This is a genomic window from Actinomadura sp. DC4 (assembly GCF_030406325.1).
Classification (GTDB): Bacteria; Actinomycetota; Actinomycetes; order Streptosporangiales; family Streptosporangiaceae; genus Actinoallomurus.
On sequence record NZ_JAUEQY010000023.1, the window covers coordinates 116,105 to 140,787 of the forward strand.

At 72.0% G+C, this 24,683-nt stretch carries 14 protein-coding genes; 10 read left to right on the top strand and 4 right to left on the bottom strand.

Annotated features, from left to right (window positions below; genetic code table 11):
• Positions 1–106: 106 nt before the first annotated feature.
• Both QWU11_RS32230 and QWU11_RS32235 read right to left on the bottom strand, forming a co-directional pair.
• On the bottom strand, positions 107–1,882 hold the full coding sequence (locus QWU11_RS32230) for a HAMP domain-containing sensor histidine kinase (protein WP_290118251.1): 1,776 nt from the start codon (positions 1,880–1,882) through the stop codon (positions 107–109).
• Positions 1,869–2,570: a response regulator transcription factor gene (locus QWU11_RS32235; RefSeq protein WP_290118252.1), complete on the bottom strand. Its 702-nt coding sequence runs from the start codon at positions 2,568–2,570 to the stop codon at positions 1,869–1,871. The genes QWU11_RS32230 and QWU11_RS32235 overlap by 14 nt, the downstream gene beginning before the upstream one ends.
• A 113-nt stretch (positions 2,571–2,683) precedes the next feature.
• Between QWU11_RS32235 and QWU11_RS32240 the strand changes: the two genes are divergently transcribed.
• From QWU11_RS32240 to QWU11_RS32260, 5 genes are all read left to right on the top strand, one after another.
• The gene (locus QWU11_RS32240; protein ID WP_290118253.1) at positions 2,684–3,721 is read left to right on the top strand and encodes a peptidoglycan-binding domain-containing protein; all 1,038 of its coding nucleotides are present in this window, start codon (positions 2,684–2,686) and stop codon (positions 3,719–3,721) included.
• Positions 3,718–4,398 (top strand): ABC transporter ATP-binding protein, encoded by a 681-nt coding sequence (locus QWU11_RS32245; protein ID WP_290118254.1) that lies wholly within the window; start codon positions 3,718–3,720, stop codon positions 4,396–4,398. The genes QWU11_RS32240 and QWU11_RS32245 overlap by 4 nt, the downstream gene beginning before the upstream one ends.
• A complete protein-coding gene (locus QWU11_RS32250; RefSeq protein WP_290118255.1) occupies positions 4,395–5,591 on the top strand; it encodes an ABC transporter permease in 1,197 nt (398 codons plus the stop codon). The genes QWU11_RS32245 and QWU11_RS32250 overlap by 4 nt, the downstream gene beginning before the upstream one ends.
• A 26-nt stretch (positions 5,592–5,617) precedes the next feature.
• Positions 5,618–6,160 carry a hypothetical protein gene (locus tag QWU11_RS32255; protein ID WP_290118256.1) on the top strand — a complete coding sequence of 181 codons (543 nt, stop codon included), beginning with the start codon at positions 5,618–5,620 and terminating at the stop codon, positions 6,158–6,160.
• A gap of 69 nt (positions 6,161–6,229) precedes the next feature.
• Positions 6,230–12,748: a hypothetical protein gene (locus QWU11_RS32260; protein ID WP_290118257.1), complete on the top strand. Its 6,519-nt coding sequence runs from the start codon at positions 6,230–6,232 to the stop codon at positions 12,746–12,748.
• Positions 12,749–12,791: 43 nt separating this feature from the next.
• On the opposite strand, the gene QWU11_RS32265 is transcribed toward QWU11_RS32260, so the two are convergent.
• The gene (locus tag QWU11_RS32265; protein ID WP_290118258.1) at positions 12,792–13,643 is read right to left on the bottom strand and encodes an RICIN domain-containing protein; all 852 of its coding nucleotides are present in this window, start codon (positions 13,641–13,643) and stop codon (positions 12,792–12,794) included.
• 325 nt (positions 13,644–13,968) lie between these two features.
• Here QWU11_RS32265 and QWU11_RS32270 point away from each other — a divergent pair, with 325 nt between their 5' ends.
• From QWU11_RS32270 to QWU11_RS32290, 5 genes are all read left to right on the top strand, one after another.
• On the top strand, positions 13,969–14,451 hold the full coding sequence (locus QWU11_RS32270) for a cupin domain-containing protein (RefSeq protein WP_290118259.1): 483 nt from the start codon (positions 13,969–13,971) through the stop codon (positions 14,449–14,451).
• Positions 14,452–14,596: 145 nt separating this feature from the next.
• Entirely contained in the window at positions 14,597–19,234 is a 4,638-nt protein-coding gene (locus tag QWU11_RS32275) for a hypothetical protein (protein WP_290118260.1), read from the top strand.
• Positions 19,235–19,302: 68 nt separating this feature from the next.
• Positions 19,303–19,857, top strand: coding sequence for a hypothetical protein (locus QWU11_RS32280; protein WP_290118261.1), 555 nt, complete (start codon positions 19,303–19,305; stop codon positions 19,855–19,857).
• 487 nt (positions 19,858–20,344) lie between these two features.
• On the top strand, positions 20,345–21,517 hold the full coding sequence (locus QWU11_RS32285; RefSeq protein WP_290118262.1) for a hypothetical protein: 1,173 nt from the start codon (positions 20,345–20,347) through the stop codon (positions 21,515–21,517).
• 480 nt (positions 21,518–21,997) lie between these two features.
• Positions 21,998–23,635, top strand: coding sequence for a substrate-binding domain-containing protein (locus QWU11_RS32290; protein WP_290118301.1), 1,638 nt, complete (start codon positions 21,998–22,000; stop codon positions 23,633–23,635).
• Between the two features lie 16 nt (positions 23,636–23,651).
• Here QWU11_RS32290 and QWU11_RS32295 read toward each other — a convergent pair whose 3' ends face one another.
• Positions 23,652–24,656: a LacI family DNA-binding transcriptional regulator gene (locus QWU11_RS32295; protein WP_290118263.1), complete on the bottom strand. Its 1,005-nt coding sequence runs from the start codon at positions 24,654–24,656 to the stop codon at positions 23,652–23,654.
• Between the last annotated feature and the right edge of the window lie 27 nt (positions 24,657–24,683).

Genomic DNA, 24,683 nt, shown 5'->3' on the forward strand with positions numbered 1-24,683 from the left:
CCAGATCAAGACACCGACGAGCCCAGGCGTGAAGAACCATCAAGGCTTCCACCAGGCGGCCCCGCGAGGCGAGAACGCGTGTGCCAGCGGCCTGTACGGGCTACGGTCAACCGGCCGGCAGCTTCACGGTGAACGTGGAGCCCCGCCCGGGTTCGGAGGCGGCGGTCACGGTGCCGCCGTGGGTCTCGGCGAGCTTGCGGACGATGGGCAGGCCCAGGCCACTGCCCCCGGCCTGGCGGGTGCGGGACTTCTCCGCGCGCCAGAAGCGGTCGAAGACGTGGGGCAGGTCGGCGGCGTCGATGCCGCTTCCGGTGTCGGTGACGTCGATCTGGATCCACTCCCCGTCCCGGCGGCCGTGCACGGTGATCGTGCCGCCGGGAGGCGTGTGCCGCAGGGCGTTGGACACCAGGTTGCCGACCACCTGGCGCAGGCGTACCGGGTCCGCGTGGACGTCGACGTCGTCCTCGACCCGTACGGTCAACGCGACGTCCGCCTCGCCGGCCCGGGCCCGGTGCGCGGCCGCCACCTGGGCGAGCACGTCGCCCAGCCGTACGTCCTCCGGATGCAGGCGTAGCTGCCCGGCGTCGGCCATGGCCAGGTCCTGGAGGTCGTCGATGACCCGCTGGAGCAGGAGCGCCTCCTCCAGCAGCGAGGAGACGAGTTCCTCGTCGGGATTGCTGATGCCGTCCTCGACGGCCTCCAGCCATCCGCGGACGTTGCTCAGCGGGGTCCGCAGTTCGTGGGCGATGTCGCTGACCATCGTCTTGCGCAGCGCCTCCATGCGGACTCGCGCCTCGGCCATGTCGTTGAACGCCGAGGACAGCCGGCCGATCTCGTCCCGGCCGCCGACCCTTACCTTGACCGACAGGTCTCCGCCGGTGATGCGCTGCGCGGCCAGGGTCAGGGCCCGCAGCGGCAGGATGAGCCGTATCCCGGCCACGACGGTGATCACCACGGTGAGCAGGAGGACCAGCGCCACGACGCCGACCACACGCGACTTGTTGCCCGGGGACAGGACGAAACCGGGCGTGGCGCTGCCGCCGATGAACAGCAGCGCGGGCGGAGAGACGTACGGGGTGAGCTGTGCGCGGCGGGACTGGTTGACGCAGTCTCGGATCCGCGTGTTCGCCTGTGCGGACCGCGAGGCCGGCGAGGGGACGCGCGGGTCGATGTACCAGGTCAGATCGAGGTTGAGGACGACCGTGCCCTCCTGCTTCTGCGCCAGGCAGGCGTTGACCATCGTGTTCAGCCCCTTCAGCGCGCGGCGTTCGCTTTTGACCGGCGCGTCCAGCTCGGAGGCGCCACAGTGATCGGCCACGAGGGGGAACCAGGTCGTCACGTGCGGGTGCCCACTGGGGTCCTGTTCGATCACCCCCGCTCCCGTCCGTCCGTGGACGCACGCCAGGACCCGCTCGGCGGAGCGCCGCAACGCGGCCAGCTCGCCTGCGGTCAGCGCGAACGGGCCGACGGCCCGGGGGTCGACACGGTCGGAGGCGGCGGCCGGTACCAGAAGAGGGTTCACCGCCAGGGGGTCCACGGTCGTCGGTGTCCCGGACGGGGCCGGTCCGCCCCGGGCCGACTCTGCGATCGGCCGGCGATCCCTGGAGGTCAGGGTGACGCGGTGGCCGGTGCTGCGCGCCAGCCGGGTGACGGTCGGGCCGACTCCGTCCCAGGACGTGTGGGTGGCGGCGTAGCCGACCAGCTCGTTGTAGACGGCGGCGTCGTCGGTCACCGCCTGGGCCTGCTGGTGCCGGAGCGCGTCGGTGGTGGTCCGGATGGCCAGCCACGCGGTCGTCGTGACCGAACCGACCGCGATGATCACCGAGATCGCGAGCAGCCGGGTGCACAGGCTCCGGCTCCACGGCACGCTAGCGCGCGCCATCGCCCCGCCCGCCGTCCGTCAGCTTGTACCCGATGCCGTAGACGGTGAGGAGGTACGTCGGCCTGCGCGCCTCCGGCTCGATCTTCTTCCGGAGGTTCATCACGTGGACGTCGATGGTCCGGCTCGTGATGAACCGGTCGAAACCGTGCAGCCGGTCGAGCAACTGCTCCCGGCTGAAGACCCGGTCGGGCTCGGCGGCCATCGTCTCCAGCAGCCGGAACTCACCGGGCGTGCACTCGACCGGCTCGCCGTTCCGGTGGATCTCGTGGCGGACGGGGTCGATGACGATGTCGCCCACCCTGAGCCGTGAACCGGCCGCCGTACGCTGGGCGCGCCGGAGCAGCGTGCGGACCCGCGCGGTCAGCTCCCGCGGGCTGAAGGGCTTGGTCATGTAGTCGTCGGCGCCCAGGTCGAGCCCCAGCAGCAGGTCGTCCTCCGTGGACCGGGCGGTGAGCATCAGCACGGCGACGTCGCTCTCCTCGCGCAGGGTCCGGCAGACCTCCAGGCCGTCCACCCGGGGAAGCATCACGTCGAGCACCAGGAGATCGGTCTCCCGGCGGCGGACCGCGTCGATCGCGGCGCGCCCGTCGTGCACGACGACGACCGAGTGCCGGTCCCGTTCGAGGTAGCGGCGCACGAGTTCGGCCTGTTTGACGTCGTCCTCGGCGATGACGATCTGCGCGCACATGTCGTGAATCGTACGGTCGCGGGCGATGTGCGAACCCTCGTACGGGACTCGCGCAACGGCATCCTCATCGTCGCCTGACAGGTCTCTGACATTCACCGGTGATCGTGCTCGTCGTGACGAGACGGCTCCAACGGAAGAAGATCGTGGTGGCGGGCGTGCTCGGCGCCGGCGCGCTGGTCACGCTCGGCGTGCTCCTGCCGCACCGCCGTGTCCCCGTACGGCCGAAGGCCGCACCGGTCCAGGTGGCCACCGTCATCCGGACGGACCTGTCGGACAGCCGGTCGTTCGACGGCACGCTCGGCCACGGGAAGGCACGCCCGCTGAAGGGCGCGGGCAAGGGCGTGCTGACGCGGCTGCCCGCCGCGGGCACGGTCGCCACGCGCGGCAGGTCCCTCTACCGCGTGAACGACCGGCCCGTCCCGGTCTTCTACGGGCACACGCCGCTGTTCCGGAAGCTGGGCGCCGCGCCCGTACACGGCTCCGACGTGGCCATGGTCGAGGCCAACCTGGCGGCCCTCGGCTACGTGACCTCGGCCTCCCGGCGTGCGGTGATGACGCCGGATCTCCGCGACGCGCTCCGGCGGTGGCAGGCGAAGGCGGGACTCCCGGCCACCGGCACGCTGAGCGCCGGGCAGGTCGTCGTGGTGCCGGGGCCGGTCCGGGTCAGCGCCGTACAGGCACAGCTCGGCGACCCTGCGGCCGGGCCGATCATGACGGTGACCTCGACGACGAAGGTCGTGACCCTGCCGGTGGATCCCGCCGACGCGGACGACCTGGAGACCGGGGCGGCCGTCACCCTCGTACGGCCGGACGAGCGCCACGTACGGGCCAAGATCACTTCGGTCGGCACGACCGTGCAGGGCGGCGACGACTCTCCGAAGCTGACCGTGACGGTCACCCCGCTGCGCGGCCGGGACGTCGCGGGCCTGGACGCCGCCTCGGTACGGGTGCTGGTCGCCACCGAGAGGCACACGGGTGTCCTCGCGGTGCCCGTCGGCGCGCTGCTGGCACTGCGCGAGGGCGGATACGCGGTCCAGCCGCCGGGCGGCGGGCTCATGCCGGTCACGACCGGCATGTTCGCCCGTGAGCTCGTGGAGATCAGCGGCCCGGGCATCGTCGCGGGACTGAAAGTGGTGACGGCGTCGTCATGACAGCGGTCGTGGAGCTCCGTGACGTGAGCAAGCACTACTCCGGCGGCGTGGCCGCCCTCGACGGCGTCTCGCTGACGATCGAGGAGGGGGAGCTGCTCGCCATCGTCGGCCCCTCTGGCTCGGGGAAGTCGACCCTGCTCAACATCGTCGGGACGCTGGACCTGCCGACGCGGGGGACCGTCGCGATCGACGGCCAGGACGTCACCCGGCTGACCGACCGGCGGCTGTCGGCGCTGAGAGGACGGCGGCTCGGCTTCGTCTTCCAGGGGTTCCACCTCACCGACGGCCTGAGCGCGGCCGACAACGTCGCCACCGGCCTGCTGTACGCCGGGGTCCCGCGCCGGTATCGGCGCACGATGGCCCTGGAGGCGCTCGGCCGGGTCGGGCTCGGCCACCGCGCGGACCACCTGCCGCACCAGCTGTCCGGCGGCGAGTGCCAGCGGGTCGCCATCGCACGCGCCGTGGTCAACGCTCCCGCGCTGGTCCTGGCCGACGAGCCGACCGGCGCCCTGGACACCGCCAACGGTCAGGCCGTCCTCGACCTGCTGCTCGGCCTGGGCCGGGAGGGCACCACCATCGCCGTCATCACGCACGACCGCGACATCGCGGCGCGGCTCCCGCGGCAGGTCGCCCTCCGCGACGGGCGCGTCGTCGCCGACGCGCGGCGCACGCCATGACCGCGCCCCCACGGCTCGCCCCCGGCGACGTCCTTCGGCTCGGCCTGCTGGGCATCAGCACGCGCAAGCTCCGCGCCGCACTCTCGGCGCTCGGCATCTCCATCGGCGTCGCCACCATGATCGTCGTCACGGGCATCCCGGCCTCCAGCCAGGCGGAACTGCTCGACCGGCTCACCGCGCTGGGCACCAACACCCTGCGGGCCGAACCGATCGCGCAGCAGGACACGCCGGTCGAGCTGCCCAAGGACGCCGTCGCGATGGCCGCGCGCATCGGCCCGGTGACCGGCGCCGCCGCAGTGGCCAACACCCACGCCGTCGTACGCCGTACGGACCGGATCGACCCGGAGGACGGATCCGGCCTCACCGTGCTGGCGAGCGGCACCAACCTGCTCGGCGAGATCAACGGGACGGTTCACTCCGGCCGGTTCCTCGGCGCCTCCACCGAGAACTTCCCGACCACCGTCCTCGGCTACGTCGCGGCCACCCGGCTCGGCATCGACCGGGTGGTGCCCGGCAGGCCGGCCCCGCAGGTCTACATCGGCGACACCTGGTTCACCGTGATCGGCGTCCTCGACCCCCTGCCCCTGGCCCCGGACATCGAGCGCTCCGTCCTCGTCGGCTGGGGTGCGGCCACCGACCGGCTCGGTTTCGACGGCCGCCCGACCGTGGTCTACGTCAAGGCGCGCGAGGACGCGATCGAGGATGTACGCGCCGTGCTGCCCGCGACGCTCTACCCGCAGGCGGCCGGCCTGGTCGAGGTCAGCCGCCCGTCCGACGCGCTCGCCGCCAAGCGGGCGAGCCAAGCCACCTTCTCCGCGCTCTTCCTGGGGCTGGCCGGGATCGCCCTGCTGGTCGGCGGGGTGGGCGTGGCCAACACGATGTTCGTCTCGGTGCTCGAACGCCGCCGCGAGATCGGCCTGCGGCGGGCGCTCGGTGCCACTCGCGGCCAGATCCTCATCCAGTTCCTGACCGAGTCGGTCGCGGTCGCCGGGCTCGGCGGCATCGCCGGGGCCGCGATCGGCGTCCTGGCGACGCTCGGCTACGTGACCTGGGAGCGGTGGCCGCCGGTCATCGCACCGGCGACCGTCGCCGGCGGCCTCGCCGGCGCGGTCCTCGTCGGAACGCTCGCCGGCATCCATCCCTCGGTCCGGGCGGCGCGCCTCACTCCCACCGAAGCCCTGGCCACCTCGTGAAACCCGTTGAAGAAAGGTCTGGTCCCATGCCCGTCCCCGTACGGCTGGTGCTCCTCGGCGCGGTCGTCGCCGTGAGCACGGCCTGCTCGTCCCACCCCGCCGCGCCCCCGAAGGTCGCGTCGCTGTCCACCCCGACGCGCGCGTCGGCGTCACCGTCATCGGGCGACCGGCTCCGGTATCGCCTGGACATGACCGACGCGGATCGGACGGCGCTTCAGGCGCCGTACCTGAAGTGCATGTCACAGCACGGGGTGGACGTGATGAGGACACGCAGCGGTGACGCGCCCCGACCGTCCGGCGACACCATGGACAAGGCGAACCGGGCGTGCGAGAGCCTGCTTCCGCTGCCGCCGTGGGAGGAGGACGCCAGGAACCCCCACGCGGCGGACTTCCAGCTCAAGGTCGTCGCCTGCCTGCGCAAGAAGGGGGTCAAGTACGTCGGGTTGTCCAAGGACACCTCGTCAGGGGTCGTGGGACCGGCCCTCGGCGGGCGGCAGAGCGACCAGGACTCCATCCGGAAGGGCATGGCCCTCATCCCGGGATGTGAGAGAGAAGTGGCCCGGCACTGAGGATCAAGCCTTACCCACTGAACCGACTGTAAGTGTCGACTATCGACGTGAGCAGCACGGGAGTGGGCCATGTGGCGGAAGGCGAGCCGGAGCGCGCACGGCCCGGGGGCGTGCGTGGAGGCCGGTGCGGCGGTGCTCGAACCGGACCGCACGCTGTGGATGCTGGCGCCGGGCACCGGCACACGTGCCGCGCCCCTCGGCAGGCTCGCGCCCTCCGGCCGCTTCGAGGCGGCCGCCCCGGCCGCCGGTGCGCCCCTCGGCCGGGCGTACGCGCGGGCGCGAAGAGAGTTCGGGCTTCCCGCGAGCTACCGCTTCACCCCGTCCCACGCGGACGCGATGGAGCGGCTGACCACACTGGCGTCGAACGGTGGTTCGCGCGCGCTGGACTGGCCCGCCTTCGCGCGGCAGGTGAACCGGTCCCTGCTTGCGCGCGGCGGTGACCTTCCGGTTCTCCTGTCGGCGGCGCGTCTCACCCGGGACGTCCACGGCACGGAGTTCACCGTCGAGCAGCTGCGGAAGGTCCGTCGGCTGGCCGACGCCGTACGCGCGGACACGACCGTCCTGGCGCGTACGGGCCGGGCTCCGGGCAACGAGGTCAGGCTCGACGACCTGTACGCGGTGATCCGTACGTTCCCCGGCGTCGAGGGCGAGGTCACCGCCGAGGACACGCGTACCCTGGCCGGACTCGTGGCGGGTACGGCCGGGATCGACGCGCTGCGCGACGCCTGGTCGGCCGGAGCGCGGGCGCTGCGGGACGACGCCGCCGTGGCGCTGAACCAGGCGATGCTGGCGGCGAGCGGACTGGGGCCCGCGCTGGCGGTTCTCGGCCCGGACGCCGCCGCCGGCCTGGACGCGCCGTTCGGCCGCCTGAGCGAGATCGTCGACGGTCCGTGGCGGCCGAACCTCCAGGAGCGCGTCGAGGCCGCGCGCGCGGCGCTCGGCGAGATCGAGACCGGCGTCGGCGAGATCTACGACGCGGCGGTCGGCGCGCTGGACCAGAGGGTCGGCGCGCTCCTGGCCGATGCACCGGAGCCGCTCCGCGAGCGGTTCGCGGCGGTGGACCGGGCCGCCGGCGCCGCGGCCGTCGACGATCTGCTGGCGATCGGCGTGGAGGCCGCCGCCCCGCCGCCGGACGCGCCTGCGACCACCGGGGACGACCAGGTGCGGCGGGCCCGGCGGCTCCCCGGCCGGGTGCTGTTCGAGGCGGCGCGGAACGGCCGGGTGATCCCGTGGGGCGAGTGGGGCCACGTCGCGCGGGTCGGAGCGGCGCGGCCGGGCGCGGACCGTGCGCTGGCCGAACAGGCCACGGCGCTCCTGCCGGAGGACCGGAGACCCGCGGTGACGGACGCGCTCGTGGCGGAGTTCGAGCGGCTGGGCGCCGCGGAGGCGGGGCGGCGGCTCGCCTCGGCCGGGGGAATCCGCGTCCCCGGGGCCACGGTACGGCTGGCGCTCGGCCCGCTGACCGGCGCGGTCTACCGGCGGCCGGAGGAGGTGCAGTCGGTCCAGGTCGGGGCGCGGCCCTCCCAGGCGCTCGACCTCCCGCAGATCATGACGCCGTCGACCTACACCGAGTTCACCGACAGCCGCTCCATCGCGCCCGAGACGGCCGGCGACGGCCTGATGAGCATCGCCACCGGCCGGTGGTGGATGCCGAGCGTCGGTGTGCTCCCGACCCTCACCGGGCGGGGGTCGCGGACGTTCGGCGCCTACGAGGGCGCCGTCAACGCGTCGGTCCAGCAGATCTGGCACGACCGGTACGCGTTCTTCGACGTGCCCGGCAGCCGCTGGTCCGTCACGCTCACCGGCGGAGACGGGACGGAACGGCTCGCGACGTCGCCTGTCGGCGTGACGCTCGCCTTCGCCGAGGACGAGTCGCCGGAGGATTCGGGGCCCCCGCCGGAGACGCCCATGGTGGCCGAACTGCCGGCGAGCCCGCCCGCGGAGATGGCGGAGGCGTTCCACGGCGTCCTGCGGCGGGTCACGACGATCGTCGAGTCGCTCGTCACGGACGGCGGACCCGGCGCGGCGGCCGCGGAGATCACGCGTCGCTTCCCCGGCGCCGACGCCGCCTTCGGCGATTCGGTGTCCGATGTGTTCGCCGAGCCGTCGCTGTTCGCCGTGGCCCAGCACGTGCTGGGCCATGGGTATCTGTCCGGGGAGTTCCGGGTGAACCCGCAGAGCGAGCAGTGGGCGGCCCTGCGCCTGCGCGGCCGGGTGACGTCGGTCCGGCGCGTCGACACCGCCCACGGCTACGTCCAGCAGGACGCCCGGCACCTGTTCTGGTCCGGAGAGTCCAGCGGGATGAGCGGCGGCGTCTCCTCGGGAGTGCAGTTCGCCCCGAACTTCCCGACCTTCACCGTACGCGGGACGCCGCTGACGATCGGCCCGATCTTCTCCTTCAGCCCGGGCGGCTCGGTCAACCGGAGCCTGGCCGCCTCGATGGGCGCGGGGGACTGGCGGTACCTCGGCTACCCGTCACAGCGGCGCGTCTACCGGCTCGCGATCGACCTCGGCGCCGACGTCCGGTCCTCGCGGTCCAGCGCGGCCGGCGCCGTCCCTCTGGCGATGATCGGATACGTGGCCGTGCCGGAGCGGGAGGCCGACCGGTTCGAGCGGGAGCTGCGGGCGGTACTCGACGGTTTCGACCCGTACGGGACCGGCAACGCACTGCCGGTGGACGGGCGGCACCTGACCGACCGCACGCCTCCGCTGGGAATCCTGACGGGCGGCAGCCGTGGCGCGTCGGTCCTCGACCTGCTCGGCGGCTTCGAACGCGTGATCTCCGCCACGATGGGGCAGATCGACGGCGCGTTCGGCGACGCCCGGCTGGCGACGTACGCCGGGCCGCTGACGGCGCGGCAGCGCCACCGGCTGGAGCGGGCGCTGACCCAGCGGTTCTCCCTGGCCGCCGCGCTGCCGTACACCAGTCAGCTGATCAGCCACCGCATGTCCTACACCCGTCTCTACCAGACGAACGGCGGGCGGCTGCGGCTCACCGTACGGGTCCGGTCCGAACAGGGCACCGAGTGGACCGGCGACCGGATCGAGTGGGGGCGGATCGACCACTACCCGATCTCCTACAGCGACCTGGGCGCGGCCGAGGAGGCGGCGGCCCAGTGGGCCACCCGCGGCGGCGGCCACATCCGCGTCGGCCCGCTGAACATCCGGCTGCACAGCGCCAACTTCCCGGTCCAGTACGCCTACGGCCGGTCGAGTTCGTCCGCCCTGACCGCGCGCGCCGGTGTGTGGTCCTCACTGGGGTTCGTGTACGAGGGGCCGGTCCGGCTGTTCACGTTCGGTACCCGCTTCCACGTCGAGGTCCAGCTGACCTTCGAGCCGGAGCTCGCCTCCGGGGGCACCGTGACCGGGGCGGTGACCGGGGCCGTGCGGCGCCTGTTCAGCGGCCTGCCGGATCCCGTCGCGCGTACGGTCGCCCACCGCGGGACGGTCCCCGGCCTGATGCGCTACGCCGTCGCCGAGGGCCTCAGCCCGCTGGCCGGCGGCGACACGGTTCCGCGTCCGCTGCCGAACCTGGGCGCGCCGGTCGTACGCCGGCGGCCGATCACCGGTCCGGAGCAGTGGGACGGTGTCCTCGGCACCCCTGAGACGCTGCGGTCCGACGACCAGCCCCTGGAGGTCTTCGGCGTCGCGGACCTGCGGAGGGTCGTCGCGGAGCTCCTCGACGAGGCCGGCGTGCCCGAGCGCACCTACGCCGACACGCTGGACGTGACGGTCAACGAGGACCAGCTCATCGGCCGGCTGATGTGGGGCGGGACCACGGTGCAGGCGTCCGGCCTCGTCCACGGCGGAGAGGTCGGCGACCGGCACGCGGTCGTCGCCCTGCGGGGGCGGGCGTACGACCTCCAGCGCCAGGCCGGGGTGGTGCGGATGCGCGAGACCGACATCATGGACTCCGAGCCCGCCGTGATCTTTACCGGCCGGCGCTCCACCTCCCACACCGTGTCCGGCGGGGCCGACTTCGCCGGTACGCGAGAGGACGGCGGCCCGTACGGGAGCTGGACCTACCGGAACGTCGCCGAGACGCGCATCGACTCCAACGAGGTGCTGTCCGGCCGCTGGCTCACCCAGGAGGACCGCGACTACCGGCCGCACCGCGGCACGATGCTGTGGGACGTCACGGTGACGAGCTGGAGCGCCAACGCCGCCGGGACCTGGTCGGTGCGGCAGGATTCGGTGCAGGTGCTCGTGGTCGGCGGGATCATGGTGCTGCGGCCGGCGCCGCACGAGCGGGTCGAACGCCCGCTCCACGTACCCCAGTGGCTTCCGCCGAGCCTGATCCCGCTGGTGTCCACCTCCGACCGCCTGGATTGGCCGGGGCTCCAGCACCCGCCCGACGGGCTCAACCCGGTGCTCGACATGGTCCGCGGCGTGCTCGGTGTCGTCGACAGGCGCCTGCTGCACCGGCAGTGGACGATCGTGGACGGCACGCCGACCGCGTCGTACACGGGCCTGCCGGCCAGTCTGCACACGATCCTGGAGCGAAGCGCCCTGCTGGGCCACCGCGACACGCTCCTCGGCCCCGGCCTGGTCCTGCACCTGGCCCGCTCGCTTCCGGGGATGAACGAGCAGGTCAGCCTGGTCCTGCGCGCCGACTTCGTCGAAGGGGAGGACTACGCCTACGACGACACCCGCGCCCGCGACTTCGCGGTGTACCGGCTCAACACCCAGCGCCGGGTCGCCCGGCGCGGCACGACGTCGGCGCACTCGGCGGGCGCCAGCACCGGCACCACCCGGATCCCGCCGGTCTCCCGTGCTGTCGCGGGCGACTATCTCGAAGGCGTCGCCGAGAGCGACTTCTACGCGCAGGCCACGAACGCCCAGGGCGAGATCTTCCGTACGCGGGACGTGCTCACCATCCTCGGCGACACGCACGCCTACACCGGCCGGCTGCGCATCAGTGCGACCGTCTACCGCGGGTACAACCCGTCCAAGGCGCTGCAGGTGATCACGCTCGGCCTCGCGAACTCCGGGTTCGCCCTGCTCACGGATCCGGGCACGCCCGTTCCGGTGGCCGTCACCGACCACGTCGACGTGGTGGAGCGCGTACAGGTCCCGGTGGCGATGCTGCTTTCGCCGCCGGCGCCGATCGACCGGCGGGTGGGACCGGCCGCCGCCGCGCCGACGCCCGAACAGGTGCTGGCGAACGCGGGACGTACGGTCCTCCCCGTCGGGCGGGACCTGATCCTGTCGCGCGGCGTCGTACCGGGCGGCATCGATCCGTTGTCCCTGCGCGCCCTGTTCGACCGGTCGATCGCGGTGTTCAACGGGACCGCCGCGTCCTCCTCCGTACGGAACCTGATGGGCGCCACGGGCGTCCCGTTCGAGGCGTACGCCGCGCTGCTCAGCCGCCACCAGTTCCTGTCCGGATTTCACACGTCGCTGGGCGACGGGCAGGTGTTCCCGGCGTTCGTCCGCGAGGACGGCCCGGCCACCGACGTACGTGGCGAGCTGTCGGTCCAGGCCCGGTTCTACGACCCGCGGCCGCTCGGCTGGGTCGACGCCCGGCTGACCTCCGAGTCGCTGCACATGGCCGAGAACGACCTCCTGGACTCGGCGGGCAGCACGTTCGGCCTGTCGATGGACGGTGGCCCGGCGCTCGCCCCCGCGAGCGGGAACCCTTACGTACCGGTCGAACCGTCCGGGTACCTCGGCCAGAGCCACGACCACGGAGGAACCGCCGGCGAACGCCTCGTACGGCCGATCGTCTTCCGCCGCCGGACGCACTACCTGCGCGTGAGCGTCGGCGTGCTGGCCGGCCTGACGATCAGCGCGGTCAACCAGCGGCGCTTCGTCCGCTACGGGGCCGGCCAGGACCGGCAGTGGTACACGATGGACGAGTCCCTCGAGGTCCTCGTCGATCCCGAGACCGCGCTGGCCCTGCGGATGCTGGACGGTTCCACGGGCATTCCCACGCCGCACGGCCGCTACCTGCCGCACGTCCCGGCCACCGCACCGGCGAATGGGGCCGAGGAACTGGGCCGCCTGCGGGCGGCCTTCGCCCTGCCTCGGTACGGCGACTGGTATCCGATCGCGGGCCACTACGGGGCGGAGGGTGTCGTCCTGACCGCCGTACGGTACGACCCGGCCGCCCGGACGACCGAGCCGGTCACCGAGCGCCTGGACGCCGCCGGTTTCGCCGGCCTCCTGCGCGGACTCGACGATCTCGGCGATCGCCCGGTCGTGCTCGTCATGGGCGGCGTGGACGAGGCGTTCGCGGCCGAGGTGGCCCGGCTGAGCGGCCACGACATCCTCGCCACCACGGACGGCGTGAGCCAGGACGCGTCCGTACGGGCGGCGGACCCGGACGGACGGCCGGGCCGGTGGCGGCACTTCCCCGCCGACGGCGCCGCTCCGGCCGTCCACGGTGCCGATCTCGGCGAGGTCCTGACCGCCGAGGTCGTCCCGTCTCTCCGTGGCGTGCGGGCCGAGGACCCGCCCGGAACCATGACCTCGGAGTCGGCGGTCCTCTGGACGGCCGGGCCGGTCATCGCCTGGAAGGGAAGCAGCCACAGCGACGGGACGGCCTGCGTCGAGGTCGGCATGAGGAAAGCCCCTCTGCCTCAGTGAGGCAGAGGGGCTGGGCGTTACGGCGAAGCACGTGTTCAGAACGTCAGGCGAGGTGCCACTTCTGGTTGTTATATCCGTTGCACGTATAGATCTGCAGACGGGTGCCCGCCGCCGTCTTGTCGCCCCTGGCGTCCACGCACTTGTTCGTGCCGCTGTGCACGATGTCGTTGGCGCTGGTGTGCCGGAACAGCTGCGCGGAGCCGCCGTTGCAGGACTGGACGACCAGGGCGGACCCGGCGGACGATCCGGTGGTGGTCAGGCACATCCCCATGGATCGCATGGTGCCGTTCACGAACGTCCACTTCTGCTGCGGGAGACCGCTGCGACAGTCCCAGATCTGGGTGTAGTTGTTGTTCACGGCGCGGCCACCGGCGATATCGATGCAACGGTGTGAGGCGTTGCCGAGGAGGAAATTGCCGGAGGTGGCGGCCATCACCTTCGCCTGGCTCTGCGCCGCTCCGCCGGCCGATCCGGCGCCCGAGCCACTCGATCCGGAACCCGTGCCTCCGGTGGAGGAGCCGCCATCGGCGGAGCCGCCCTTGGCGCTCTTGCGATGCTTTCCGGAGGGAGTCGCGGGGGGCACGCCCGCCGCGGGCGGGATGGCCCCGGAGCCCGGAGGCTGCCGGTACACGATGCGCGGCGAGGCGGCCGGACTCGCCGTTTTGGAGTGCTGCTTGTCCGCGGCGGCCACCGGCTTGTCCTTGGCATGCGGACGGAAGACGATGGCGCCCACGCCCAGCGCCACGGCGCCGGCCAGCACGACCGTCATGCCGATCGTGACGAGATAGCTGGACAGGCTCTTCTTCTCGCCGGGTGGCCGCACGACCGCACTGAAGGCGCGTGTCAGATCGCGGCGTTTCGGCTCCTCCGGCTGTTCGGGCGTTGGTTCGGACACTCGGAGTTCCCTCGAGGTTAAATTAAGGTACGGATTTCTGAAGTCGCTCGGTAATGTGGAGCATGCGGCACGGAAATGACGCCGCGTTAGGGGGGTCCGTCAGTGCATGAAGGCGTACATTACCCCGTGGGTAATTCTCTCACGATCTGATGGCGTGAATGACAGAACGTGAGTGCCATGTCGGAGAATCCAAGCGCCAGCACACATCTTTGCGTTTGTGACCTCACCATAGTTAATGGCATCGCAGAGTGGTAGGTTTCGCGCTTCGTGTCATGTCCGCCCAGGTGGGCGGTGTCTCCTGGCCGGAGAAGGGTAGGTCATGGTCATGTGGGGTGAGGACGGCTGGGCGGTACGGCCCGGCGCGGGCGAGCGGGTCGATCTCGGCGGACCGCACTGGCTGGAAGTGCTGGTAAGAGGCGCCGACGTCGGTCAGGCGCTCGGTGCGTTCGTCTTCACCCACGACGTGATCGAGGAGAACCCGCCGCACGCGCACCACGGCTTCATGAAGATCGCTTATGTGCTGGACGGCGAATACGACTTCCGCGTGGGCGACGCCACGTTCTCCGGCGGCCCGGGAACACTCGTCGTCGTGCCCAAGGGCAGCCAGCACACGTTCACGACGCCGACCGGCGGCCGGATGCTCTTTGTGTCCTCTCCGGCCGGCAATGAGGAGATGTTCCTGGAAATGGGCCGGCTCGGCCCGGACGCCGCGCCTGAACGGTTCGAGGAGCTCAACGCACGCTTCCAGACCAATGGCCTGCCCGGCGACGAGGGACTTCCTTGGCGCCAGATGCGCGCCGGGGAATGAGCCCGCGCGGCCGGATAGAACCCTGGTGTCATCTTAGAGAATTGTCGTGCCAAGGGTCGAAGGCGCTTTAGATCGCGTCAACCGCCGCATTTAGCTAAGCTCGATTCTGATGTATGTCGTGGGCGCGGAAGCGAAATGGGGCAGCATGTCGATCGCGTGGCGTAAGTCGAGTCGTAGCGTTGCGGCGTGCCTGCAGGCGGCAGTGGCCGACGCCACGATGGAGGGCGGTCAGGTCGTCGGCCTGCAGCCCCCCGCGGACCTCCAGGTTCCTTCCACGAGCGCCCTACCGGCTCCTTCCCCGAGCACGGAGCCGGACGCACCCGCCACCGCGCCTCCGCGATCCGCGACCGGACGCCAGGGCGGGCCCGGCACGGGCGGCGACGTCGCTCAGATCTTCACGGCCAGCACCGACACGGCGATGGTGGCGGGACTGCGGGAGACGATCGCCGAAAGACAGGCCGTCATCAGCGCCGAACTGGCATCCGGCGGTACGGTGCCGTCCGACCAGGATCTGTCGGAGGCGTACGAGAGAGATCCGCAGCTGCGAGTACTCAACCGTTCGCTGGACACCTACACCGGGCCCGCCGACGCGGGATCGGCTCGCGCCGAAGCGCGCACACCGCGGGTGAGCAGGGCCGGTAGCCCGGTGCCCCCGCGCTCCGTGCGCAGCCGGCCCGGTTCCCCCGTACCGGCGTTCCTCGATGCCGCCCCTCGTCCGACCACGCCCGTGGAGCCGCCGACCACGCCCGTGGAGCCGCCGCTAACGCCTCCGGAGTCGCCGGTCGCGCACCCGGAGTCGCCGGTCGCGCACCCGGAGCCGCCTGTCGCGCACCCGGCCGCCGAAGTGACGGCCGACTCCGGCCCGGATCTCCCGCGCGACCGTACGGACGTCACCCTGGGCGGCCTGCCCGCGGGTGTCGGCTGGGCGCACGCCCGGTTGGCGCGTTCGTGGGACCTGCGGTTCGACACGGCGGACGCCACGTCACCGTACGCGGCGGTTCTGGCCGCCTCCAACGGTTCTGTCTCCGCCGGCGGCCAGGTCTTCCGCGATGCCGACGGCCTTCGCGGGTTCGTCGCGGGGCGGATGCGCGACGCACCTCTGCGGGCGGGCGGTCAGGGGTGGCCGCCGGTGGAGCAGGCGTACCGGCAGGCCGTGGTGGATCGGCTGGCCGGCGGGACGCCGCCGGAGGGCCTCCAAGAGGAGATCACGAGGCAGCTCGCCGGCGACGAGGCGTGGCAGCAGATGGTGGCGAGCTTCCAAAGCCCCGGTCACTGGGATGAGCTGGAGAGGGCTCTCGCCCCCGTGATGCTCAGCGAGTACCTCGGGAAGAGCCTGCTGGTGCTGCACGCCGGCGGACGGATGAGCTCCTTCGGGTCCGGTCCCGCGCTGGTGGTCGCCGAGCGTACGGATCCGGCCGGAACGGCGCACTGGACCGGTGTGCCGTCGATGGCGGCGGGCCCGGCACTGGGCGGGCTGTCCGGCGGGCAGGTGGAACGGGCGGCCTCTGACGGGATGGTGTTCCTCGGAGACCGCGGCGGTGACTTCTTCGACGCGCTGGCGGCGGCCGGCCGCGCTGTCGGCCTCGGCGAACTCTTCGGCGACCCGGAGGAGCTGCGGAACGAACTGGGTCGCCGGATGCGTGTCGACACGGAGCTCGAGCGCTCGGACGACTGGGCGGCGATCAAGGCGGAGTACATCCGGGTGGCGGTGCGAGAAGCCGTCGATGGCCTGGGGGCCGAAAGCACGGCCAACCGGGATCTGGGGACCGGCGAGGCGTGGCAGGAGATCATCGCCTACATCTCCTCACCCGGTCCCGAGCGTGGCCGGTACGACGCGCTGCTGCCGCTTCTGGTGCGGCGTTACCTCAACGTAGGTGTCCTGGAGACGAACGCCGAGCTGTCGTCCGCCCATGATGTGCCGCGGGTCACCGTGGCGCGCCTCACCGGTGACACGCCTTCCTGGCTGGGACTGGCGCCGGTCAGGGCGCCGCACGCGCTGGGCGCCGACACCCGCCCGGCCGACGTCGGGGGCGGCCGGAGCGCCTACGATCCGGCCGGGGACCTGGCCGCCACGACCGGACCGGCGCCGACGGGCCGGGAACCGGAGGGCATGTCCGCCGCGCAGTGGCAATGGACGCTGGGCCGCAACCGGCGGTTCGCCGAGGTTCCCACGGGCGACGACGCCTTCTTCGACGCGGTACTGGAGGCGTCGGGCGGCGGCTTCAGCGCCGGGCCGACGTTCGTCGGCGACGTGCCGCAGCTGCGAGCGGCGCTGGTCGAGAAGATCCGCGAGGTGGCGAACGAGGACCCGGACCTCTGGCTGGTCGTCCACACGATCTACGCCGATCTGTACCAGCGGTCGCAGGCGGGCGCCGGAGACCCGAACGCGCAGGCCCGCGCACGGATCGACGACGGTCGGGCGCTGAGTGACATCATCGATTCGATCGCGAGTCCGGGCGTCCGGCCCGAACTGGCCGAGAAGGTGGCGCCGTACATCCTGAACAAGTTCGGCCTGGCCGTACGCACCGTCGACACCGCCGGTGTGGTCGGGCGGTACGGACGCGGCCGGCCGCTGTACGTCGCCCCCCTGACCGACGCGGCGAACGGAGACCGGCGGTGGGCGGCACTGCCGCGGACGACGACGCGGTTCGCGCTGGGGTCGCCCCTCGCCGCTCCCAACCTGTCCGATCCGATCCTGGTCCGCCTCGGCCAGGCGGCCGACGCGCGCAGAGCCGCACTCACGGCGGACGGTGTCCAGGCCGCTTCGGCCGACCCGGTTCTGACGTGGCTGACCGACGCCCGCAAGAGCTGGCTGGCCGGCGGGGCAGACTCGCCGTCGTCACCGGGAGGCGTTCGCTGGACGCCTGACGAGCTGAAGGCCAAGGTCGCAGAGCTGGACGCCGCAGGTCACGCGAGCCTCGGTTCCTTTTCGCGAGGTGGCGGTGACGCGGTCGGGGCCGGGCTGAACCTGGGGTCCGCGGTCAGGCTGATGTCGCTGCTCTTCCCGGCGGAGCACGGCGGCATCCGCCCGGCGCCGGATCCCGGACGGACCGGCGACGTGGGCCAGGCCGAGATCGGGGCCGACCAGTGGGTGGTCGCTCCGTCGCTCCGGGAACTCATCCGTGAGATCCCGGCGGGCGGCGCCGTGCTGTTCGCCGGCGACGAGCGTACGTGGGTCGCGGTGAACACCACCGGTGGGCTCCGGCTGACGGAGTTCGGGCCGGGCGACCCGGCGGACCGGGTGTTCGTGCCGTCACCAGTGGACATCGCATCGATGAAGTCGCCCGGGCTGGCGCTGGTCGTCGGCCAGGACGGGCAGGTGATACCCGCCGAAGCGCTGACCGGGCCGTTCGACTCGGCCGCCGGCTGGGACGGCGGTGACCTGCCCGCGACCGGATCCTTCCACCGGACCCCGGCGGCCGCCGGCGCGGCATCGTGGGCGAGCGAGAAGCAGAACACCTGGGTGCGGGAGCACGGCCGGCGATTCGTCGACCCCCGGCCGGGAGACAACGCCTTCTTCGAGGCGGCGATCACGGCGGCCGGCGGCCGGCTCACCGTCAACGGCGAGGAGGTCACCGACGCCACCGGCCTGCGTACGGCGCTGGCCGAGTGGATCCGCGTGAAGGCCGCCGCACCGGGCGGGCTGAGCCAGTGGCCACTGGCCACGGCCGCGTACAGGTTCGCAGCCAAGGAACGCGTCATCGAGGAGTTCCTCGGTGAGGACCTGGCGAAGCTGAACCACAAGAGCGTGGACGGCCGCATCGACGTACACCTCGGTTCCGGAGCGGCGGCCGAGTACACCGGGGCGGGCGTCGCCGAGCCGGGGCACTGGGAGGAACTGGTCCGGATGCTCGCACCGGGCCTGGTGGCCGAAGGCGCCGGCGTCGGGGTGAAGGTCCTCGAGCCCGACGGGCGTGTCCGCGCGTACGAGCCGGCCGGCGGCGGCCGGGCGGACGACCTCGTCCTGGCCCGTGCCTCGGGATCGTCGGGCTGGGCGGCGCTCATGCCCGAGCCGGGCGCACGGCCGGCCGAGGTCGGCGCCGACGAGACGACCCGGTTCACCGCCGGCGTACCCACCGGTGAGATGGCCGTCCTCAGCGGCGGCCAGCAGCATGCCCAGGGACGGCTGACGGTCCAGCCCACCGAGGCGGGCGCCAACTCGTTCTACAGCGCGCTCCTTGCCGCGTCGGGCGGCGGCGTCATGCTCGGCCGCGAGACCTTCGTCGACACTCCGTCCGGCCTGCGCGAGGGACTGGCCAGGCTGGTGCGGAACCGGCCCGACGTTCTGAGCGAGGAGAACCTGCAGGCGATCGGGCAGAGCGTCGGCGCGGAGACCGTCATCGGTGAGCACATCGTTGCCGCCCTCACCGACCCCGCGGCCGGGAACATCGACGAGATCGCCCGGCACCTGGTCGGCCCGTACCTCGGCGTCGAACTGAGCGTCCTCGAACACGACGGGGAGATCCGCACGTACGGCCACGGCCGGCCGGTCACCCTCGCCCCCACCGGCGACGCGGCCGACCCTCACTGGGCCGCGCTGGTCCCGGGCCGGCCGCCGGCGGCGCTTCAGGGGCTGCCGGGGCTGCCGGGCCTCCCTGCGCTTCCCGGCATCGACGAGCCGCTGAGGGAGGTCAGGTGGAGCAGGGACCACTTCAAGAACGTGGGCCCCGGCGCCCAGGAGGCCGAGGACCCCTGGCGCAACTCCACCTTCTGCCTGACGGACGCGGCCGGCGCGATCAACTGTGTGTCCGTCACCGTCGTCTACCAGGGCTCACAGCCGTGACACCGTCCGATGGCCCGAGAAGGGCGGAAACCTCTGCCTGAGCCCGGCGGCATCTGGGCGGCTACCGGATGGCGGACCTCCACCCACAGCGCCGCGGCCGCCGCCTGACGCAGCGGAAAGACTCAGGCCCGGTCGACCTGCGCGTCGAGGTCGATCGCGTCATCGAGCGTCTCCCGGACGCGGGGCGCGACGGCGACCCCGCCGCGGATCAGGCCGGACGTGAAGCCACCGATCCTGACCAGCCCGGTAGCCGCGTGAGGGCCGTGGGCGACGCCGCGCAGGAGCTCGTCGGGGCGTTGCAGTGGCGCGGCGACTCCGTGCCCGACCCCGATGCCGCCTGGATGGTGAGCGAGCACACCGACCAGGGCCATCAGAATGACTTCGCGCGATGGATCCGCGACAGCGGAGGCGTACCGGACGAGGACAGCACGATGAGCAGCGGAGAGGCGCTCCTCTTCTCCGCGTACCAGGCTGGCCTGGTGGACAAATCCTGGCTCGTCGCGATCCATGAGCGAGCCGCCGCCGCGGAGCAGGTGTCCGATTCTTTTCGGCGCCGGGGCGCGGAAGCCTCGACATCCACCGCCGCCTACGGCATCAGCATGGAAAAGCCGTACATGGCATAGAGAAGCTCGCTCATGAGAAACCTGTATTCAGGCGATCTCACGCGACATCCGAGCGACGGTCCGCAGCAGGCGGACCGGCGGAGCTCCACCCGGACCTGACGAGTATCGGGCTTCTGCTCTACCACCCGCATCGTCCGCTGGCCGCCGAACAGGGCCCGGCCGGCCAGGTCGGCAGCAACGCCGATCGTCGGGGGACATCGTCTGCCGGGTCTGCCGAGGTCAGGAGTGGGTTCCGCTGGATGGAGAGCAGCCACAGCCTGCCGGCGCCGGACAGCGACGCGGTGAAGGCGTGTGTGTCGGTCGCCGTCGTCTTCACGGCGTCGGGGACGGCCCGATGACGGCCCGGGCGGTACGCGGTCGCTGCTGATCCAGGTTTTGGCGTCGTCGTCATGGCGTGCCGTACCGGCGAGGTGCTTGGATTTTTTGCGTCAATGCCCGGGACCGCTCGAAAGCGTCGGTCGTCGGCGATACGGCGGTGGAGGAACCGGTGTCCCTTACTGAGGAACTGCGAGCCGGGACTCCGAACGCCTACGCCGCACTCTACGACGAGCACGCCGGGCCTCTGCACACCTACTCCTACGCCATGGTCGGCGACGGGGCGGCGGAGACCGTGCGCGACGTGTTCGTCGCGGTCGCGCGGCATCCGGAGGCGGTGCCGCTCGACGAAAACGTGCTGCCGGTGTGGCTGCACGCGCTGGCCCGTGCCGAGTGCGCGCGGCACGGCGCCCTCGACCGCGGTCCGGCGACGACGCCGATGTCGGACCCGTTGTGGCGGGCGCTGGCCGGCCTGGAACCCGAGGACCGTGACGTCCTCGCCCTGTCCATCTCCCTGGTGCCGGAGGAGATCGCCTGGATCCTGGACGTGACACCGGACACGGCCGCCGGTCTCGTACGGGACTCGCGGCGGAGACTGGAGCACGCCCTCTCCGCGGATGACGGTCAGGAGGCGCACGTCGTCCCGTTAGACGAGGACACGCTGCGCCGGCGGATGAGGCGCCTGTACGAGCCTCCGGAGGACCAGTCGCAGCGGGTGGTCGCCGCGTGCGCGGACGCGGAGCGTACGTTCGACGAGACGTCCATCTTCGACGCGGACGGCATGCCGGTCATGCCGGACCCGCCGGCCGAGACCGCCGACGCTTCGCCGGACGACGACGCGGCCACCGGCGTTGAAGAAAAGAACGACGAGCCGTCGGCCGCCCGCGCCGAGCAACGGAGGAAGTTCCGCGGTCGTCGCGTCGAGGGCCTGCTCCAGGCCGGAAGCCTGGCTGCTCTGGTGCTGCTGGCGGTGGGCGTCATGGCCGTACGGTCGGACCACTCCTCCCCGGGCTCCTCCGGCGACGGCGGAAAAAGCCGGACGCACGAGCGGAAGCACCCGGCCGACCCTCCGGTCCAGATCTTGCCGCCACCCCAGATCCGACCGTCCGCGCCGCCGGCGACCGCGCCGACGGCCGGGCCGCCGGCGGCCCGGGACGTTCCCCTCCCGAAGGACGACCCGGACGGGGGCGACAAGGCCCCGCCCCCGTCCGACCCGGACCTGCCGTTCCCCCCGGCCCCACCGTTCTTCCCGCCTCCGCGGGTCCACCACTCGAAGACGCCGACCCCTTCCCCGAGTGATGAGGACTCCGGATCCCCGACGCCCACTCCTGGTCACCGGTGGTGAGAGATCACCCACGACGCCGGCGAGCCGAGCGAGACAGTGGGCCGTCGCGGGGACGGCCGCCGGCCTGGCAGTCGGATGGTCCACACCTTCCCGGTACACCGACGAGGTCGCCCGGCACATGGCCGGTGAACCTCTGCCTACGCGGCCGCCACCACCGAAAGAGCGACGGAGTCGAAGACTTCAGTAGTGATGAAGACGAGTAAGTTGTATTTCACTATTATGGAAGTCTCGCGTATGAATAAAACTTCTCGGCAAGAAAAGTGGCGCCGATCTTTTGGATGAGCGCGCCCATCTTAGAACTGCGATGTCCATTCACCGAATCGTTGCCTTCGCGTTGAATCGGACACGTTAGAGTTCCGCCCCTAATCCACAAAAGGGACATTAGGGGCAGAAGTGGGCGGACGCCGTCGTAAAGGTCGATCCCATCGGGCGGCGAGGCTGATCGGTGTAAGCGCTGTAGTCGGTGCGCTGGTCGTGCTCATGGCGTTGGGGGCGTACGCCGTGGCGAGCCCTCGCGGGTGTGGTCACCGGCTCGTGCTCGATGTCGCCGTGGCGCCCGGGCTGGCTCCAGCGGTTCGCGACGTCGCGACGGACTTCGACCGGCAGCGGCACGAGGTCGACGGCCGATGCGTGCGGGCCGTGGTGCGAGCGGCCGACCCGTCCGGGACGGCGATGGTGCTGTCAGGCACGGGGTCGGTGCCGGGTGATACGACCCCTGACGTGTGGATTCCCGACTCCTCCTTCTGGTTGACGCTGGCGCGCGGTTCGGTGGGTGACCGGATCGCACTCGACGGGACGCCGGTCTCGATGGCCCGTACGCCGGTGGTCGCCGCGACGACGCGTCCATTCGCCACCCGGCTCGGCGGTGATGGCGTCAAACCGACCTGGGAGACCCTGCTGAGGGCATCGGCGGAGCCCGCGGGTACCGCGACGGCCGAGACCGGTGGAATGACGGGAGTCGACCTGCGGATCCTCGATCCGGCCGCCCAAGCCGCAGGCATGGCGGCGCTCGTCATGATGCAGACGCTGCTTCGGAACACACCGGATGCGGCGTCGGCCTTCACCCAGCTCGTCCAGAACGTGCGCAACACCGTTTCACCGACTCCGGAATCGCTCCTCGCCGCACTGGGCCGCGGCACCAAGGGCAAGGCCCCCGTGCTGATCGTTCCCGAACAGTCCCTGTGGGCGTACGGTCACGCGGCTCCGGCGGTCGAGGCCGAGGCGTTCTACCCGAGTGAGGGTGAGATCAGCCTGGACTACCCGTTCGTGCCGACCGCCGGCGACGTCGCGAAGAGGCGGGCCGCTCGTCTCCTGGAGCAGGCGATGGGCACCGCGCGGGCACGGGCCGCCGTACAGGCGCTGGGCTTTCGCGACCCCGGCGGGCATGCCGGAGACGGCTTCACCGAAGTCGGCGGGTTGAGTCCGCGCATCCCGCGTACATTTCCTCGATCACCGGCCGCCGCGGTGACCGGCGTGATCGCACAGTGGAACAAGCTGTCGCTGGGCACCCGTGTGCTGGCCCTGGTCGACGTGTCCGGATCGATGCTGCGACCGGTCGCGAAGGGAGTGAGCCGCATGCAGGCGACCGTTCAGATCGGGCAACACGCGCTCGCGACGCTGCCCGACGACACCGAGGTCGGCCTGTGGACCTTCGCCACACACCTGGACGGGAAGCGGGACTACCGCGTACAGGTGCCCATCGGGCCGCTGTCGACCCGGACGGGATCGGTCACACGCCGTCAGTCCATCTCGTTCGCGCTGAACGCCGTGCGGCCGAGACCCGACGGCGGCACCGGCCTGTACGACTCGGTGCTCGCAGCGGTCCGGTCGCTCCGGAGCACCTACAGGCCGGGGTACTACAACAACGTCCTGCTCTTGACCGACGGCAGGAACGACGACCACGGCATCAGCCTCACTGAGATGCTCGACACCCTCAGGCGGGAGGACGACCCGGCCAGACCGGTCCCGGTCATCTCCATCGGATTCGGTCCCGGCGTCGACATGGCCACCCTGCAAAAGATCGCCGCTCCGACCGACGGTGCCGCCTACCACGCCCTCACGCCACAGGACGTCCAGCGGACCCTGCTGAAGATCATCGCGGAACGAATCAAGAAGTGACCCCCTCGCCTGACGGTCATGGTGGCGGGGCGTGGGTCCCGCGCAGCACCAGCGCGGGAGTGATCCGCCGTACGACCGGTGTGGCCTCACCCCCGATGGCGGCAAGCAGCATCGTGGCCGCCGCGCCGGCCATCGCGGCGAGGTCCGTACGGACGGTGGTGAGGTCGATCACCGGCCAGCTCGCCATCCCGATGTCGTCGAACCCGATGACGCTGAGGTCGGCGGGCACGCTCAGGCCGAGCCGCCGGGCGGCGGACAGGGCACCGAGCGCGATGACGTCGTTGCCGCACACGAGCACGGTGGGCCGCGTACGCCGGGTCAGGAGATCGAGGGCGGCGGCCTCGGCCTCGTCGTGTGCGAACGGGACCCGGCGGGTGAGGTCGCGGCGTACGGCCATGCCGCGCTGCCGCAGCCGGCCGGACAGCGCCTGGGCGCGCTCCCGGCCGGTGGAGGTGGCCACCGGGCCGTGCAGCATCCCGACCAGGACATGGCCGAGATCCGCGACGAGGTCGGCGACCTGCGTGGCGCCGAGGCGGTTGTCGACGCCGCAGCTCGGCGACTCGGCCTGGTCGAGCACGCGGTTGAGGAGCACGTGGGGGACTCCTCGTTCGGTCAGGTCGCGCGGCAGGGTGGAGCGCCGCAGCGTCGTGGTGAGGACGACGCCGTCGTACGAGCCGTCGGCCAGCGCCGGCAGCGACGCCGAGCCCGCGTCGTCCGCGACCACCACGCACCGATAGCCCTTCGCCTCGAGCGCGCCCCGCAGAGGGTCGACCAGCTCCGGGTAGAAGGGGTTGGTGAGCTCGCCGGCCACGATCGCCACGCGGTGCGTCGTACGGGTGACCAGGGCGCGTCCCCGGTCACTGGGGACGTAGGAGAGCTCGTGCGCCGCGGCGAGCACGCGCTCTCGCGTCTCGGGGCTGACCCCCGGCAGGTTGCGCAGCGCGCGCGACACCGTCGGCTGCGTGACCTGGGCGAGGCGGGCGACGTCGAACCCGGTCGGCCCACGGTCCGTGACGGACATGTTGACAAGCATACGTATGCGAACGAG